The organism is Solitalea longa (assembly GCF_002920915.1).
GTDB classification, from domain to species: Bacteria; Bacteroidota; Bacteroidia; order Sphingobacteriales; family Sphingobacteriaceae; genus Solitalea; species Solitalea longa.
In genome coordinates, this window is record NZ_PQVF01000005.1 from 44,620 (window position 1) to 61,904 (window position 17,285).

General features: G+C 38.8%; 18 protein-coding genes. 14 read left to right on the forward strand and 4 right to left on the reverse strand.

Features of this window, described 5'->3' with window-relative positions; genetic code table 11:
* From C3K47_RS07695 to C3K47_RS07705, 3 genes are all read right to left on the reverse strand, one after another.
* Nucleotides 1–1,179: a DUF4407 domain-containing protein gene (locus tag C3K47_RS07695; RefSeq protein ID WP_103788547.1), complete on the reverse strand. Its 1,179-nt coding sequence runs from the start codon at nt 1,177–1,179 to the stop codon at nt 1–3.
* 109 nt (nt 1,180–1,288) lie between these two features.
* Nucleotides 1,289–1,774, reverse strand: coding sequence for a tetratricopeptide repeat protein (locus C3K47_RS07700; RefSeq protein ID WP_103788548.1), 486 nt, complete (start codon nt 1,772–1,774; stop codon nt 1,289–1,291).
* A gap of 106 nt (nt 1,775–1,880) precedes the next feature.
* Nucleotides 1,881–2,168 carry a hypothetical protein gene (locus C3K47_RS07705; protein ID WP_133159349.1) on the reverse strand — a complete coding sequence of 96 codons (288 nt, stop codon included), beginning with the start codon at nt 2,166–2,168 and terminating at the stop codon, nt 1,881–1,883.
* Between the two features lie 264 nt (nt 2,169–2,432).
* On the opposite strand from C3K47_RS07705, the gene C3K47_RS19795 reads away from it, so the two are divergent.
* From C3K47_RS19795 to argH, 12 genes are all read left to right on the forward strand, one after another.
* Complete coding sequence (locus tag C3K47_RS19795; protein ID WP_256471391.1) at nt 2,433–2,558, forward strand: hypothetical protein; 126 nt, start codon at nt 2,433–2,435, stop codon at nt 2,556–2,558.
* A gap of 153 nt (nt 2,559–2,711) precedes the next feature.
* The gene (locus tag C3K47_RS07710) at nt 2,712–3,395 is read left to right on the forward strand and encodes a GNAT family N-acetyltransferase (RefSeq protein WP_103788550.1); all 684 of its coding nucleotides are present in this window, start codon (nt 2,712–2,714) and stop codon (nt 3,393–3,395) included.
* A 120-nt stretch (nt 3,396–3,515) separates the two neighbouring features.
* The gene (locus C3K47_RS07715) at nt 3,516–4,703 is read left to right on the forward strand and encodes an argininosuccinate synthase (protein WP_103788551.1); all 1,188 of its coding nucleotides are present in this window, start codon (nt 3,516–3,518) and stop codon (nt 4,701–4,703) included.
* A gap of 82 nt (nt 4,704–4,785) precedes the next feature.
* Nucleotides 4,786–5,793: an N-acetyl-gamma-glutamyl-phosphate reductase gene (argC, locus tag C3K47_RS07720; protein WP_243392511.1), complete on the forward strand. Its 1,008-nt coding sequence runs from the start codon at nt 4,786–4,788 to the stop codon at nt 5,791–5,793.
* 36 nt (nt 5,794–5,829) lie between these two features.
* A complete protein-coding gene (locus C3K47_RS07725; RefSeq protein ID WP_103788553.1) occupies nt 5,830–6,189 on the forward strand; it encodes a four helix bundle protein in 360 nt (119 codons plus the stop codon).
* A 61-nt stretch (nt 6,190–6,250) separates the two neighbouring features.
* Nucleotides 6,251–7,393 carry an aspartate aminotransferase family protein gene (locus tag C3K47_RS07730; RefSeq protein WP_103788554.1) on the forward strand — a complete coding sequence of 381 codons (1,143 nt, stop codon included), beginning with the start codon at nt 6,251–6,253 and terminating at the stop codon, nt 7,391–7,393.
* A 72-nt stretch (nt 7,394–7,465) separates the two neighbouring features.
* Nucleotides 7,466–8,431, forward strand: coding sequence for a Rossmann-fold NAD(P)-binding domain-containing protein (locus C3K47_RS07735; RefSeq protein ID WP_103788555.1), 966 nt, complete (start codon nt 7,466–7,468; stop codon nt 8,429–8,431).
* Between the two features lie 93 nt (nt 8,432–8,524).
* Nucleotides 8,525–9,310: an acetylglutamate kinase gene (argB, locus tag C3K47_RS07740; RefSeq protein WP_103788556.1), complete on the forward strand. Its 786-nt coding sequence runs from the start codon at nt 8,525–8,527 to the stop codon at nt 9,308–9,310.
* A 68-nt stretch (nt 9,311–9,378) separates the two neighbouring features.
* The gene (gene proC, locus C3K47_RS07745) at nt 9,379–10,197 is read left to right on the forward strand and encodes a pyrroline-5-carboxylate reductase (RefSeq protein WP_103788557.1); all 819 of its coding nucleotides are present in this window, start codon (nt 9,379–9,381) and stop codon (nt 10,195–10,197) included.
* 107 nt (nt 10,198–10,304) lie between these two features.
* A complete protein-coding gene (locus C3K47_RS07750) occupies nt 10,305–11,372 on the forward strand; it encodes a M20 family metallo-hydrolase (RefSeq protein WP_103788558.1) in 1,068 nt (355 codons plus the stop codon).
* Nucleotides 11,373–11,504: 132 nt separating this feature from the next.
* A complete protein-coding gene (locus C3K47_RS07755) occupies nt 11,505–12,323 on the forward strand; it encodes a class I SAM-dependent methyltransferase (RefSeq protein WP_103788559.1) in 819 nt (272 codons plus the stop codon).
* Between the two features lie 94 nt (nt 12,324–12,417).
* Nucleotides 12,418–13,749, forward strand: a complete 1,332-nt coding sequence (gene argH / locus C3K47_RS07760; protein WP_103788560.1) for an argininosuccinate lyase — start codon at nt 12,418–12,420, stop codon at nt 13,747–13,749.
* Nucleotides 13,750–13,831: 82 nt separating this feature from the next.
* Here the strand turns inward: argH and C3K47_RS07765 are convergent, their stop codons facing one another.
* The gene (locus C3K47_RS07765) at nt 13,832–14,401 is read right to left on the reverse strand and encodes a hypothetical protein (RefSeq protein ID WP_103788561.1); all 570 of its coding nucleotides are present in this window, start codon (nt 14,399–14,401) and stop codon (nt 13,832–13,834) included.
* Between the two features lie 317 nt (nt 14,402–14,718).
* On the opposite strand from C3K47_RS07765, the gene C3K47_RS07770 reads away from it, so the two are divergent.
* Nucleotides 14,719–16,854: an elongation factor G gene (locus C3K47_RS07770; protein WP_103788562.1), complete on the forward strand. Its 2,136-nt coding sequence runs from the start codon at nt 14,719–14,721 to the stop codon at nt 16,852–16,854.
* A gap of 11 nt (nt 16,855–16,865) precedes the next feature.
* Nucleotides 16,866–17,117 carry a hypothetical protein gene (locus tag C3K47_RS07775; RefSeq protein ID WP_133159350.1) on the forward strand — a complete coding sequence of 84 codons (252 nt, stop codon included), beginning with the start codon at nt 16,866–16,868 and terminating at the stop codon, nt 17,115–17,117.
* Nucleotides 17,118–17,285: the final 168 nt, after the last annotated feature.

The following is a 17,285-nucleotide window of genomic DNA, read 5'->3' on the forward strand; positions in this document are numbered from 1 at the left end:
TTAAGTCTGATCTGTATATAATTCCTTATTAGGTGTTAGCTTTTGTTTTTTCCAATCTTCAATTTCTGCCAGTTCAGTAATTGTTTCCGCTTCTGTGCGTTCTTCATTTAGCTTAAGTTGCTTATTCAATTCCAATTCAACCGCTCTTTCCTGCATTGCGTTACGAACCTCGATCTTCTTCTCGCCTTCCTTTAAAAGCTCATGCATTTTTACAGATTCAATCGCAAATATCTCTTCGTCATAAGGTCCTTTTGCTGTTAGCAATTTAACGATTACAGGCAAACATTCAAATGCAACAAATAGCAAACTGATAAATAAGACCGCGGTTGGCGTTGATCCATCATCTTTCCCATTTCTTAATACCGAAATTTGTGCCAAACCCCGGTTTCGGTCAGCAAATCCAGCAACATTGGCCATACTATCCAATGACCTTTCATCCAAAATTACCTGACGGTTTAAGCCATCCAGCTCTTTCCGACTGGCAATTAAACTGTCTAACGTTAAACCTTCGGCCCTTAAAAATGCTAAACGTTTTTCCTTCTCAATAATTACGCCTTCTTTCATTTTAGCATACGGACCATAGCCCATTTTACCAGAAGTTTGGTTGGTTCGGTCACCAAATATCTCCTGATTCAACACATAGCGTAATTGTTTTACCTCTTTATCCAAACTGTCGGCCTCTTTTTGTAACGAAGTCCGTTTATTCAGTTCGATGGTATACTTTTTTGCAAAGCTTAGATTAATGGTATCTATTTTGGCTTTGTGGTCCGATAAATAATTTTCCTTTAGTTTCGAGCGGATCTCTTTATCAAATATTTTTAATTCCAATGGCCGGGCTATTACCACCGCCACAAGAATAGCCAAAATCAAACGCGGCAATGCCTGCAGCAATTGTTTGAACCAGGATCCGTGTTTGCTGATACTGGAAACTATGTATCGGTCGAGGTTGAAAATTGCCAGGCCCCACAGCAGTCCGAATACCAACGCAAAAACAACAGCCAAATTACTGCCCGAAAAAACAAACCATAATGCATAACCTCCAGACAAGGCTGCAAAAACGGCTGTAAAAAACACAGTTGCACCAATACTGAAATACTTATTATGCTCAGTTGTATGTTTTAAGAGAACTTCTTTATTAACGCCTGAACAAAACCAAAAAAAACGTTGTAATCTATCCATTGCTATACATGGTTGTATGTATTACAAAGGTTGATGTTTTTCGGCAAATTTTCTGAAATATTTTTGTTGCAAAAACCAACTGAGCGAAAGATACATTTGGCAGTTAATACTAAAGTGTAGTTTTAAATTCACACCTGGCAATATCTTTTTTAAGAGCCTCCAATCGCTCATCGGTGAGTGCAAATTTCAATGCTTTTTTAAAATGTTCAATAGCGAGATCAAAATCCTGGCGTAGTTCAAACAAGTATCCATACCTGATATGAACCGCGCATTTATCAACCTTTGCCACTGATAATGATGCATCTAAAATTAATTCAGCCTCAATCCATCTTTCGGCATCAGTTAATAATGCGGCTAAATTAATGTATGGATGCGGATAGGAAGGTTCATATTTTATTGCCGCACGATAATGATTTTCGGCTTTCTCAAAATCTTCCAATTGGGTCTTATAAATCCATCCCAACGAATTATGAACATGAGCAGAGGTGGGTTCTTCCGTTAACATTTGCTCATACATTTGCTTTGCTTCAAGGTAAGCACTATTTCTTATTGAAGCTTCTGCTTCCAGGTACAGGTCTTCTAAACGGTTCATCATTCTTTATTGAGTATAACAGTTGCAATAATAAAGATGTGATGATTATAATAAAAGAGATCCACTTTAATTAAAGCAGATCTCTTTCAAACCGGTATAGTTATTTTATCTAATGATGAAGAAAGCCCGTCCAAAGAAATAACACATATAAAGTAGCTACCACTAAAAACAATACGGTAAGTGCAAATGCGAAACCATTGTGCCCCAGGTTATACCATTCGCGAACAATCAGGCCTGGTAACAGAATACAATAGGCCAATAAAATGGTCCAACGATAATCACTAAAAACGCCGGTGAAAAGAATTACTGCGGAAATAGCCATGCATAGAATCAAAATCATCCATGAGTTTCGATTGAATTGGCTGTCGTTGTGGGTATCAAAAAAGAACGTTTTCATAGAAATAAATCTATTGTAATAAAATCATTTTCAATTACTTATAAATATACTCAAAGCCTGATGAAAGCCCAAATACTCCAATGAATCTATTGTGCATTAACAGTTTGGCAATTAATATTTTTTTTATTTGCGATTTTTAAATTAAAATGTGAATATTTGTAAAAAATCATAATAAATTAATTAACTGTTTATTAATTATATAACTAATAGTCTTCATTCATACTGATTGAGCAATTAGTTAAAACAATAAAGAATCCAAAACAGATGAAAAAACACTTTTTATCATACGTAACCGATATGATAAACGCTTCGAAAGAAGTGGTTTTTTCTACGCTAATGAGTGTAGTTTTTGTTCACCCAACCCCGGTTGCTTATTTCCCGCGACGCTGATGCGTCCATTTTATCACCGACTGTCTACGCGATGGTCAAGCCTCACATAAAGTTTTCCTGAACATTTAACGTTAACTAAACATTAAAAGCTGAATTTTAAACCAGCACTGTTGATTTAGTTGGTATTTTTGTAATCATTTCATTTTAGAAGAAGTGCAACTTTCTGATTTTGACATAATTGTTGCCAGCGAGCAACATATTTCATATGCTGAGCAAATAGTGGAGGAAATGGCTGAATCGGCCAAAGCCAGAGGAACCGGTATTGCCAGACGCTCACCCGATTACGTTGCGAATAAAATGCAAGAAGGCAAAGCCGTAATTGCTTTGCACAAAGACGGAACCTGGGCTGGTTTCTGTTATATCGAAACCTGGAGCCATGGAAAATTCGTTGCCAATTCAGGCTTAATTGTCAATCCTGAGTTTAGAAAAGTAGGCCTTGCGAAGGCTATCAAATACAAAATCTTCGAACTTTCTCGTCAGCAATACCCCGATTCTAAAATTTTCGGACTAACTACCGGTTTGGCAGTGATGAAGATCAACTCCGAATTAGGTTATGAGCCTGTAACTTATTCAGAACTCACCACCGATGAAGAGTTTTGGAAAGGCTGTCAGAGCTGTGTAAATCATGATATTTTAATGAGCAAAGGCCGCAAAAACTGCCTTTGTACGGCAATGCTTTACGATCCGGCTGAAAAAGAGCCTCCAAAAGAAGAAGAAGAAGTAAAAAAAGAGGAGCACCTGGAAAAGGTTACTCATAAATCGAAATTGTTTGAACGTATTGAACGCAAACTTGGTTCGTTCAAACTGTTTAATGCTTTCTTTTTAAACAAATACTAATTGCAACGCAGCTAAAAACGCGTAACATGATATTAACTGATTTTATAAAACCAAAGCAATCACACGGAAAAAGTCTTCCGGATCATTAGTGGCTGTTTTTATTATTTCTTAACCCCCCAAATGAAAAAAGTAGTATTGGCTTTTAGCGGCGGATTGGACACCTCTTACTGCGCCGTATACCTGTCGAAGGTAAAAAACATGGAGGTACATGCCGTAACTGTTGACACAGGCGGTTTTAGCAAAGAAGAACTTGTTCAGATTGAAGAACGCGCACTTTCCCTTGGCGCAAAAACCTACCGATGCATTAACGAAATAGACAACTATTACGAAAGCTGCATTAAGTATCTCATCTTCGGAAATATCTTAAAAAATAACACTTATCCCCTTTCTGTAAGCGCGGAACGCATTGCACAGGCTATGGCTATTGCAAAATATGCTAAGGAAATTGGAGCTGAAGCAATTGCCCATGGTTCTACCGGAGCGGGCAATGACCAGGTACGTTTTGATATGGTTTTCCAAATTCTAACTCCTGAAGTTGAGATCATCACTCCTATCCGCGACAATAAACTTTCGCGTGAGGCAGAGATCGAATTCTTAGCAAGATATGATGTTGTTTACAGTGCGGAAAAAGCTAAATACTCTATTAACAAAGGCATTTGGGGAACATCTGTTGGCGGTGCAGAAACCCTTACCTCTAACGGTTTCTTACCGGAAAGTGCATGGCCAACGCAGGTAACTAAATCAGAGCCAGAAGATATTACTTTGCATTTTGAAGCAGGTGAACTTAAAGGCATCAATGATAAAAAATATGAAAAATCGGCTGACGCAATTTTAGCCTTAACTGCAATTGCTGCTCCTTTCGGAATTGGCCGTGATATTCATATTGGTGATACCATTATAGGTATTAAAGGCCGTGTAGGCTTTGAAGCACCTGCTCCTTTGATTATTATTAAGGCACACCACACTTTAGAAAAGCATGTGCTTACCAAATGGCAGTTGTACTGGAAAGACCAGCTAGCCATGTTCTACGGAAACTGGTTGCATGAGGGTCAGCTACTTGATCCAACAATGCGAGACATTGAATCATTTTTACAGAGCACTCAACAGTTTGTTACCGGAAAAGTATTTGTAAGTCTTCGCCCTTACCAGTTTTTGGTTACGGGTATTGAATCAGATCATGATTTGATGAGCGCCAAATTTGGCAGCTACGGCGAGATGAACAATACCTGGAGTGGCGAAGATGTTAAAGGCTTTACCAAGATATTCGGTAACCAGGTGAGTATATATCATAAAGTGAACAATTTATAAACGCTAAGTGATAGAATGACTGAATGATAGAATGAGTGAATATTCTGTCATTCAATCCTTCTTTCATTCAACCATAGTACTAATGCAACAAACTACCATACGTGCAGGCATCATCGGCGGAGCTGGTTATACAGGCGGCGAATTATTACGCATCCTGATTAACCATCCAAATGTTGAAATTGCCTTTGTACATAGTAATAGTAATGCCGGCAATTTAGTTTCAGATGTCCACACCGATCTACTGGGTGATACCGATCTGAAATTTGCGGCAGAAACATCCCAGAATATCGACGTTTTGTTTTTATGTGTGGGTCATGGCGATGCTAAGAAATTCCTTTCAGCAAATCACTTTGATGCACGAATTAAAATCATTGACTTAAGCCAGGATTTCCGTTTAAATAAGGCGGATGGCCATATTTTAAATGCAGAACAAGGCGACAGAACTTTTACCTACGGATTGCCTGAACTTCAGCGGGAGGACATTAAATCAGCTCAAAACATTGCTAACCCAGGTTGTTTTGCCACCTGTATTCAGTTAGCATTATTGCCATTGGCTGCCAAAGGTTTGTTAAACGAAGAAGTTCATATTTCGGCCACAACCGGTTCAACTGGGGCGGGCCAATCATTAAGTACTACTTCACATTTCTCTTGGCGAAACAATAATCTTTCTGTTTACAAAGCTTTCGGTCATCAGCATCTAAAAGAGATCACTCAAAGTGTAAAGCAATTGCAGAACGGTTTTTCCAAGGAAATTAATTTTATACCTTACAGAGGTGACTTTGCCAGAGGAATCATGGTTTCCGCTTATACAGAATTTGAGGGTACACAAGAAGAGGCAGAGAAGCTTTATACAGATTTCTATGCTTCACATCCGTTTACGCATGTTTCAGGTAACAATATTGACCTCAAGCAGGTAGTGAACACCAACAAATGCTTAGTTCATGTAGAAAAACATGGCAGTAAGCTAATGGTACTGAGCATTATCGATAACCTGTTAAAAGGAGCTTCGGGACAAGCGGTTCAAAACATGAATTTAATGTTTGGCTTAGATGAAAACGCCGGATTGAGACTAAAACCGGTAGGATTTTAGGGTAGTTTTAAGTGATAAGTATTTAGTAATAAGTAAATGCAGGATTATAGAAAACTACTCGTTTGGCAACGTTCACATCTGTTCACTCTTGAGATTTATAAAATCTCGACGGATTTTCCAAAATCTGAACAGTTCGGTGTTACTAGTCAGATTAGACGTGCTGTTTTTTCAATTCAAAGCAATGTGGCCGAAGGATGCGGAAAGTATACAAAAAATGATTTGGCGAACTATCTTCAAACATCTTTAGGCTCCGTAAACGAAGTTTCATACTTATTACTTCTTTCAAAAGACCTAGAATACATATCAAAAGAGAGCTACAATAAGTTAGATTCAGAAATAGATGAAATTAGAGCAATGATGATTGCATTAATCAACAAAGTAAGAGGAAATGAATAAAATTCCATGCTTTTAACAATCATAGAATTACTTCAAAACTAATTACTCAAAACTTAGAACTATGAATTTATTCGATGTATATCCATTATTCCCATTTGAATTGGTAAAAGCTGAAGGCTCTTACGTTTGGGATGAAAACGGAAATAAATATTTAGACTTATATGGCGGTCATGCCGTGATTTCCATTGGCCACACCCACCCGCATTATGTAAAGCTGATCAATGAGCAGCTAAACAAAATCGGATTCTATTCTAACTCAGTTCAAATTCCTATTCAAAAAGAATTAGCTAAAAAATTGGGTGAGTTAACAGGAGGCTATGAAGATTACAGCCTGTTTTTATGTAACTCAGGTGCCGAAGCGAATGAAAATGCGTTAAAGCTAGCTTCATTTCATACCGGAAGAAAGAAAATTGTAGCATTTAGCAAATCATTCCATGGTCGCACTTCGGCTGTTGTTGCTGCAACGGATGATAAATCGATCATTGCTCCTATAAACGAAACGAGCAATATCATCTTTGTTCCATTTAATGATGAAGCGGCTTTAGAAGCTGTAATGAATAATGAAATTGCAGGAGTTATTATTGAAGGCTTACAAGGTGTTGGCGGTGTGCAGGTGCCAACTGACTCATTCTTACAAAAAGTACGTTCGTTGTGTGATAAGTTCGGCGCGTTAATGATCATGGATGAGATCCAATCAGGCTACGGACGTTCAGGTAAATTCTTTGCACATCAGCATTCAAATGTTAAAGCCGATATTATTTCAATGGCCAAAGGCATGGGCAATGGCTTTCCAATCGGAGGAATTATCATCGCTCCTCACATTGAAGCTAAGCACGGCATGTTGGGAACCACTTTTGGAGGAAATCATCTAGCCTGCGCGGCAGCAATTGCAGTTTGCGATATCATTAAACAAGAAAAACTGATGCAAAATGCTGCAGAAGTTGGATCTTATTTAATGGCTGAACTTAAAAAGTTCGAAGGCATTAAAGATGTTCGTGGTTATGGATTAATGATTGGGGTGGAGCTGGATAACTATGCTGAGGTACGCAAAAAACTTATGAACGACTTTAAGATTCTTACCGGTGTTTCGGGTAAGCAAAATACAATTCGTTTGCTTCCTCCTTTAAATATCACCAAAGCTGAAGCAGAGAAATTCTTGCAGGCTTTTGAGCAGGTATTGAATTCGGTTGCGGTTGCTAAATAAGTTTAGCAGCTATTATTATATTAACAGTCTGAAAAGCATCTGAGCATTAATAACATAACTCAAGTTTTGCCAATGAAACATTTCACATCAGTAAACGATGTTAATGACCTGAATAAATGGGTTAGCGAGGCGCTTAAAATTAAAAGTGACCCTCTTGGCTTTGTCGATATCGGAGGTCAGAAGACCATGGGCCTGGTATTTCTAAACCCTAGTTTACGTACCCGCATGAGTACCCAAAAGGCGGCTATGAATCTGGGCATGAATACTATGGTTATCAATATGGATAAAGAAGGCTGGCGCTTGGAAATGAATGATGATGTGATAATGGATGGGTATACGGTTGAACATATTAAGGAAGCCGCCGCAGTATTAGGTCAATATTGCGATATTTTGGGCCTTCGCTGTTTCCCTAATCTTAAAGATAAACAGGAAGATTACAGTGAAGACATTCTGAATAAGTTCATTAAATATTGTGGTGTACCGGTGGTTTCTCTCGAAAGCGCTACCCGTCATCCACTGCAAAGTTTTGCTGATCTAATCACCATAAAAGAACATGCCACCAAGTCAAAACCTAAAGTAGTTTTAACCTGGGCCCCGCATGTAAAACCGTTACCACAGGCCGTTTCAAACTCGTTTTCGGAATGGATGGTTAAGGCCCAAGAGTTAAATATGGTTGATTTTGTGATCACTCATCCTGAAGGCTATGAACTCGCTGAAGAATTTACAAAAGGTGCCAAAATTACTCACAATCAGAATGAGGCATTGAAAGACGCAGATTTTGTGTATGTGAAAAATTGGTCAAGCTACAGTAATTACGGCGAGATTTTAACTGATGGCAAGGGCTGGATGATGGACAATGAAAAACTAAAGCTAACCGATAATGCCAAAGTGATGCACTGTTTACCTGTTCGCCGTGGACTGGAGCTCGGCAATGATATCCTAGACGGTAAAAACTCCCTGGTTATCCATGAAGCCGCCAACCGCGTTTATGCGGCACAAACCGTCCTTAAAAAGTTAATAGAAGGAAACAAACTTTAATAAAATGAAAGAAGGATTGAAGAAGAGAACGATTGAAGAAAGCCTTTCTATTCTCTCAATCTATCATTCTGTCATTCAATCATATTTAAGTACATGCAACAAGCTGTCAACATTATAAAAGTAGGCGGAAACATTATTGATAACGAAGAAAAGCTCGCTTCGTTTTTAAAAGATTTCTCGGAACTAAAGGGATTAAAGGTATTAATTCATGGTGGTGGCAAAGTAGCTACCGAAATAAGCAAAGGTTTAGGCATTGAAGCTAAGATGGTGGATGGCCGCCGAATTACTGATAATGAGACCTTGAAGATCGTAACGATGGTGTATGCAGGTTTAATTAACAAAAACCTTGTTGCTAAGTTACAGGCGTTGAGTTGTAATGCTATCGGATTAACAGGAGCTGACGCAAATATTATCCCGGCTCATAAACGACCAGTTAAAGAAATTGATTACGGTTTTGTGGGAGATGTGGAAGAAGGTAAAATGGATGGAAAAATTCTTTCTACTTTATTGCAAGCTGAGCTCACCCCTATTTTGGCGCCATTGACTCATGATCAGCAGGGGAACATGCTAAACACCAATGCCGATACCATTGCATCAACAGTTGCAGTTTCACTTTCAAAAAACTTTAAAGTAAACCTGATTTATTGTTTTGAAAAAGATGGTGTGTTGGATGGAGAAGATAAAGTAATTCCTGCAATCAGCAAAACGTACTTTGCTGAACTGAAAGAGCAGGGAATTGTTGTGGCGGGTATGATACCTAAACTTGACAATGCTTTTGCCGCTATTGACAAGGGCGTTTCTTCGGTTTACATTATGCACGCTGATGGATTAAAAGATTTGATCAACAACGATCGGAATTCGGGGACAAAAATTTCGTAATCGATTATAAAGCGCTACCAACGCTAAACCACATGAAGTTTATTTTATAAACTTCAAAAGCTTAATACATGTCAACACAAAACCTCAACATCGCCATTTTGGGTGGTGGAAACATTGGCTTGGCTCTTGCCAAAGGACTCGTAACATCAGGCAGTTATAACGCCGAACAAATTACCATTACCCGTCGTAACCTTGGCGCCTTACAGCCCTATTCTATCCAAGGTTATAAAATCACCAATGATAATAATGCCGCTGCAAAATCTGCTGATATTGTTGTTTTGGGAGTACTTCCGCAGCAATTAAATGGTTTATTAGCCGAGATCAAGGATTCGATCAACGAAAACCAGCTCATCATTTCTTTAGTTACAGGCGTATCAATTCAGGATGTAAAAGACAATCTTGGAAAAGCTCCGGCCGTAGTAAGAGCAATGCCAAACACCGCTATTTCTGTGGGTGAATCGATGACCTGTATATCATTTGATGGCGTTAGTGCCGAGCGCAAAGAATTGGTGAATGAAATTTTCAATACCGTTGGAATTACGCAGGAAATTAAAGAAGAACTAATGACCTCTGCCACCGCCTTATGTGCATGCGGTATCGCCTTTTTCTTGCGCTCTATCCGTGCAGCCATGCAAGGAGGTGTTGAGATCGGGTTTCATTCTGAAGAAGCTTTAAATATGGCGGTGCAAACAGCTAAAGGAGCTGCTGCCTTATTAGCTAAAGAAGACGCTCACCCAGAACGAGAAATTGATAAAGTTACTTCTCCTCGTGGTTGTACCATTGCCGGATTAAATGAAATGGAGCATCAGGGTTTTAGCTCAGCACTTATTAAAGGTATCCGAACTTCTGCAATAAAAGCTGGTGGATTGTATTCGAAGGATTCTTAGTTTTGCAATCCCTGAAAAGGGAACCATTAACCTTAAAGAATCGATTCGAAATTTAGAGATTCTTCGATTTATATTAAATAGAAGAGTGCTATAAAGTATACTATATAATGAACCATGAACTTAAACACGACGCTATAGAATTGCTGAAAAAGCTGATTTCTATTCAGTCGTTTAGTAAGGAAGAAAATGTTACCGGCGATCTGATCGAATCTTTCTTAAAAGAAAGAGGTGTATTTACTTTTCGCAAAATGCATAATATCTGGGCATTTAATAAGCATTACGACCCTAAAAAGCCCACTGTTCTTTTAAACTCACATCATGATACAGTAAAGCCTAATAAAGGTTATACCAAAGATCCTTTCTCTCCAATTGTTGAAGACGGCAAGCTATTTGGCTTGGGCAGTAATGATGCTGGCGGATGTTTAGTTTCCCTTATGGCCACCTTCCTTTATTATCACGATCAGGAAAACTTAAAATATAATGTAGCTTTTGCCGCTTCGGCTGAAGAAGAAATTTCGGGTTTTAATGGCATCGAACTTATTGTGCCCGAACTTGGACCTGTAGAGTTTGCCATTGTTGGAGAGCCTACTCAAATGCACCTGGCTATTGCCGAAAAAGGTTTAATGGTATGCGATTGTGTTGCTTACGGAAAATCGGGACATGCGGCACGTGAAGAAGGCGACAATGCTATTTACAAAGCATTAAAAGATATTCAGTGGCTGAGTTCCTATCAATTCCCTAAAGTGTCTCCATTTATGGGGCCCATTAAGATGAGTGTGACCATCATTCATGCAGGCTCTCAGCACAATGTAGTTCCTGATAGGTGTGAGTTTACGATTGATGTGCGCGTTACCGAGCAGTATACGCATGAGGAACTCTTGGAAACCATTCGGGCCAATGTAAGCAGTGAGGTTACACCACGATCTATGCGTATGCGTTCTTCAGCTATTGATATCAATCACGCGATTGTTCAATCGGGTTTGGCATTAGGCAGAGAAACCTATGGTTCTCCTACTACTTCCGATCAGGCCTTAATTCCGGTGCCTTCTTTAAAATTAGGCCCTGGCGATTCGGCAAGATCTCATACTGCAGATGAGTACATCTATTTGAATGAAATTGAAGAGGGTATTGACCTTTATATACAGATATTGAGTAAGGTGATTAAGGGGTTGTAAGTTGCGGGTTAGGGGTTTCACATTGTAAACTTTTTAATAATCATTTGATCTAGTCAGAAGACTTAGAAAGATATTACAATGATTAATTATTTAAATTAGAAACTCAACACGAAATTCGAAACCCGTAATCTTATGCTAAAGGAAAAATACCTTCACGGCTTTTCGAAAACTGAACAGGAGCGCTTAATGCGCCAGGCTCGTTTTCTCGAAAACTATATTTATACAGACATCGATCTTTCATCAGTTGAGAATCTGCTGGAGGTGGGTAGCGGTGTGGGTGCACAAACAGAAATTTTGCTACGCCGATTCCCTTCAACACAATTAACCTGTGTTGATTTTTCGGAGAGCCAGATTGAAACAGCGCGTGCTTTTTTAAGTGAAAATCCGGTGGCAAAAAACCGCTATGAGATTTTGCAGATGGATGCCACCGATATGGATTTTAATGCAAATGATAAATTCGACGGGGCTTTTCTTTGCTGGGTATTGGAGCATATCCCTAACCCCGTAAAAGTGCTATCAGAGATCAGACGGGTGCTAAAACCAGGAAGTGTAGTTTATCTGACGGAGGTATTGAATTCGAGTTTTTTTCTCGACCCCTATTCTCCCAACACCTGGCTTTATTGGAAGCGTTACAACGACTTACAATATGACATGGGCGGAGATCCGTTTATTGGAGCCAAATTAGGAAACATGCTGCAAAGTGTAGGCTATTCCAATATTCAAACAACGGTTAAAACCATTCATTTGGATAATCGTCAACCGGGGAAGCGGGCCGAGATGATCAATTTTTGGGCTGATCTGTTGATGAGCGGAATGCCTAACTTAATTGATTCGGGATATGTGGAGGCTGAAACTGCCGAAAAAGTAAAAGAAGAAATGAAAGCCGTAGCCAAAAACCCAAATGCCGTATTTTTTTACTCATTTGTACAGGCTAAGGCGTATACTTCATAAAAGATGTGAGATGTGAGATGTGAGATGTGAGATGTGAGATGTGAGATAAAAATAAATTCGTGAAATTCGATTAATTCGAAAAATTAGTGTTTAAATGAAACTCTGGGCAAAAAACACCAACGTACAAAAAGAAGTAGAACAATTTACAGTAGGTAACGATCGTGAGTTGGATATGTACCTGGCACCGTTTGACGTGTTAGGCTCCATTGCACATATTACCATGCTAGAGAGCATTGGACTATTAAGCAAAGAAGACCTTTCGACCTTAAAAAAAGAGCTGGTAAAAATTTACAGTGAAATTGAGCGCGGAGAATTTAAAATTGAAGATGGGGTTGAAGATGTTCACTCACAGGTAGAATACTTATTGACTCAACGAATTGGTGAAGCCGGAAAAAAGATTCACAGTGGTCGTTCGCGTAACGACCAGGTATTAGTTGACATTAAACAATACCTGCGTAATGAATTAAAGCAAATTGTGCAATTGGTACAGCAGTTATTCGATACGCTGCAAGGACTGAGTGAGGAACATAAAGAAAAACTAATTCCGGGATACACGCATTTGCAAATCGCTATGCCTTCATCGTTTGGTTTATGGTTTGGTGCTTACGCCGAATCGCTGGTTGACGATATGGAGTTGCTATTGGCCGCTTATAAGGTTTCCAATAAAAATCCCTTAGGCTCGGCTGCAGGTTATGGCTCCTCATTTCCATTAAACCGTACTCTAACTACTGAACTATTGGGTTTTGGCGCCTTAAACCACAATGTAGTTTATGCACAAATGACACGCGGAAAGTCAGAGAAGATCGTATCTATGGCTTTAGCATCGGTAGCTGCTACCTTATCAAAATTCGCTTATGATGTTTGTTTATACATCAGTCAGAATTTCGGATTCATCAGCTTTCCTGATCATTTGACCACCGGATCGAGCATAATGCCGCATAAAAAGAATCCTGATGTTTTTGAACTGATCCGGGCTAAATGCAATAAATTGCAAGGCTTACCTAATGACCTCACCTTATTAACGAATAATCTGCCATCGGGTTATTTCCGCGACATGCAAATCACCAAGGCACTGATCATTCCGGCATTTGAAGAGCTAACCGATTGCCTTCAAATTTGTAATTACATGCTGCAGCATATTACCTGCAATGATGGCATCACTAATGATGAAAAGTATAAATACATATTTAGCGTTGAAGTAGTGAATAACCAGGTATTACAGGGTGTACCGTTTCGCGAAGCTTATAAAAGCGTTGGCTTAGCAATAGAAGATGGCAATTTTGAAGTCCCTGATAGTATTAACCATACACACGAAGGAAGCATTGGCAATCTTTGTACCTCTCAAATAAAAACCGCAATGGATAGCGTTATTGCTGGCTTTGGCTTTGAAAAAGTTGAAAAAGCTATTGAGAAGCTATTAAAATAAAAGAATTGCTTCATTTTATAATAAGGCGGCCTTGCAGAATATACCTGCAAGGCCGCTTTATTAATAGTGTAAAAGGATATTTTTATAGTTGAACAATCAATCCGTAAACAATAAGACCTAAACCTACTACGAAAGCTATCCAGCCTAAACCTCCAACAATGGCACCTAAAATAATACCGGCTAATAGAATAATTAAACCAATAAGCATAATACGTGTGAACTGAACGTTTGGAGCCGGAGCTGGAGCCGCTTTTTTCTTAGCCACCACTTTGTCAACACGTTTAGTAATTAATTTCTCCACCTTTTCTTGCTGGCTTGCCGATAATTTATTGAAAGCAACATTTTTACTCATTTCGGAACGAACCAACTGACGGGTTGAAGTAGTTTGTTGGCCTGTTAAGCTTTCAGTTGCTTGAGCTGCTCCATCAGGTGTCACATTTGAAACCAATGCTTCCGTATTTTCCGTTTCCTGAGCTCGTGTTTCGGTACTTTGTGCTTCTATTTGAACTGCTTCAGTAGTTCTCACATATACAGGTTCAGTGCTCTTTACTTTTACAAATTTAAGTTCGTTTGAACAAGAAGTTGCCAGCAATACAATTGATAACAATCCTACAGTTTTTATCTTCATAAATAAAGTACTTTTAGTTTCCATGTGTTTCTAAGGTTTGATTTTAATTAAGTGGAAATTAATCATTTTCAAAACAATTGCTCATAGATAAAATTAAATTACTACTAATAAAATTTGATCTAATTTCTCCATTAGATTATCGAACTACTATCTGCGCTTAACCTGTTCGTTGGTTTTTATTAACCTTATATAAAATTAGTAATCCTCTTGTTTTCATTAATCAAAAATTAAAATTAAATTAAACCTCTGATTTTCAACAAAACAGCAAGCAAAGGCTTTACTTACCGCTCCCAATTCAATAATCGTATAAAGCCTTTTCACCCACCTAAAAAGGAAAATTTATGAAGACTTACGATGAAAAACACATTAAAAATGTAGTGTTAGTGGGCTCTGCGAAAAGCGGCAAGACCACGCTTGCCGAAACCATGTTATTTGAAGCAGGATTGATTAACAGACGAGGTACAGTGGAGGATAAAAGTACCATCTCTGACTATCATGAAATTGAACACGAACGTGGTAATTCAGTTTATGCGACCTCTTTACATACCGAATGGCGCGACTATAAAATAAATCTTATTGATACCCCCGGATTGGATGATTTTATTGGAGAAGTGGCTTCTTCAATACGTGTTTGCGACACTGCGGTAATGTTACTAAATGCACAATATGGAGTGGAAGTAGGTACAGAGCTATTATGGGATTATATAGACCGATATCAGAAACCTACAATAATAGCTGTAAATCAACTTGACTCTGACAAAGCCAATTTTAGTCAAACTATTGAAGAAGCTAAAAAATTCTTCGGACCAGCAGTTACTGTAATGCAATATCCGCTAAATGCCGGATTGAATTTTAACTGCATCATTGATCTCTTGAAGATGACCATGTATAAGTTTCCGGCAGAAGGTGGTAAGCCGGAAAAACTACCTATACCTGATTCAGAAAAGGGAACTGCAGATCAACTACATAATGAATTGGTTGAAAAGGCGGCTGAAAACGATGAACGCCTAATGGAACTTTATTTCGAAAAAGGCAACTTAGACGAGGATGAACTGCGTGAAGGCTTAAAAATTGGCATGATGAAACATCAGGTTTTTCCGGTGTTTTGTTTAGCCGCAAAAAAAGACATGGGTAGTGGCCGTTTAATGGGATTTATTGACAATGTAGCCCCCAGCTCAGTTGACATGCCTGCAGAACTGTTGGAAAATGGAAAAGAAGCTCCCTGTGATCCTAAAGGACCAACCCGCCTGTTTATTTTTAAAACATTGGTTGAACCTCATTTAGGTAAGCTTTCTTTTTTTAAGGTGATCTCAGGTGAAGTTTCCGTTGGACAGGAATTTACTAATGAAAAAACTAGCACCGTTGAGCGTTTAAATCAACTTTTTATTGCTGATGGTAAAAACCGTAATGCCGTTGACAAATTAAAGGCCGGCGACATTGGTTGCACTCTTAAACTAAAGAATTCCTATACCAATCATACGCTAAACTTTAAAGGAGCTAGCGGATCTATTGCTCCAATCAAGTTTCCTCATCCAAAAGTTAGAGTAGCTATAATTGCACGAAATAAACAGGATGACGAGAAACTAAGCGAAGTACTAAGCGAAATCCACATGGAGGACCCTACCATTGAGGTCGAATACAATCGTGAACTAAAACAGGTGATTCTTCATGGACAGGGTGAACTTCATTTATCGTTGACCAAATGGCGACTTGAAAATATTTACAAGATGCAGGTCGAGTTTATTAAGGCTCGAATTCCCTATCGCGAAACCATTCAAAAAGCCGCTAATTCTTCCTATCGCCATAAAAAACAATCAGGAGGAGCGGGACAGTTTGGAGAAGTATTTATGAAGATAGAGCCCTATTTTGATGGCATGGCTCCACTCAAGGAGTTCCCGGTTAGAGATACTGAGACGCATGAATTAGCATGGGGTGGAAAACTGGTTTTTAATAACTGTATTGTTGGTGGCGTAATTGATGCCCGTTTTATTCCATCAATACTGAAAGGCGTTATGGAAAAGATGCACGAGGGGCCTTTAACAGGATCCTATGTGCGCGACATTAGGGTAAGCGTTTACGATGGTAAAATGCACCCGGTTGACAGCAATGATATTTCATTTAAAATTGCGGGAATGATGGCTTTTAAAGAGGCTTTTCATCAAGCTGAGCCTCAATTACTTGAACCGGTTTATGATGTTGAAACCACTGTGCCGGATGAAATGATGGGCGATGTGATGACGGAACTTCAAAGCCGTAGAAGTATTATTACGGGGATGGATAATCGAAGTGGATTTCAGGTGATCAAATCCCGAACACCATTAGCTGAACTTGATAAGTACTTTTCAGTATTGCGAAATATTAGTCAGGGTCGAGCAAAAGTAAGTATTGAATTTGCCGAATATGCCCCGGTTCCGGGTGAACTACAGCGAAAACTAACAGAAGAGCATCAAAAGGAGCTGGCAACAGAAAGTCATTAATGATCTCAAAAATGGGTCGATATAAATTACTCAGTAGCTTATTCTCTGGCAAACTCGAAACATTTGCAGCCAATAAAACACCTTGCTCGATCATTTATAATGATGAAGATAATCGGCAAAAACATGCGATGGGATTGATAGTTGATCTTTTTGAAAGGGATAATAAAGAGTTTGTGAAATTGGATAATGGTGTGGAAATAGCCCTCGGATCAATCGTTAATGTAGATGGAATAAGTGCTGTTAATTTTGACAATTATTGTTGAAAACGATGTGTTGTAAGCTCTTAAATCAGCCTTCTTCACTGTTTCAAAAAAGTTACAGATTTAGGGTTCTAAAAATGAGCATTGGTTTTAAAGGCCAACAATTGAGGTTGTGTAACTAAATCGATAAAAGCTTGTTACATAACTTGAAATCCAGCTCCCTCGGGTAAA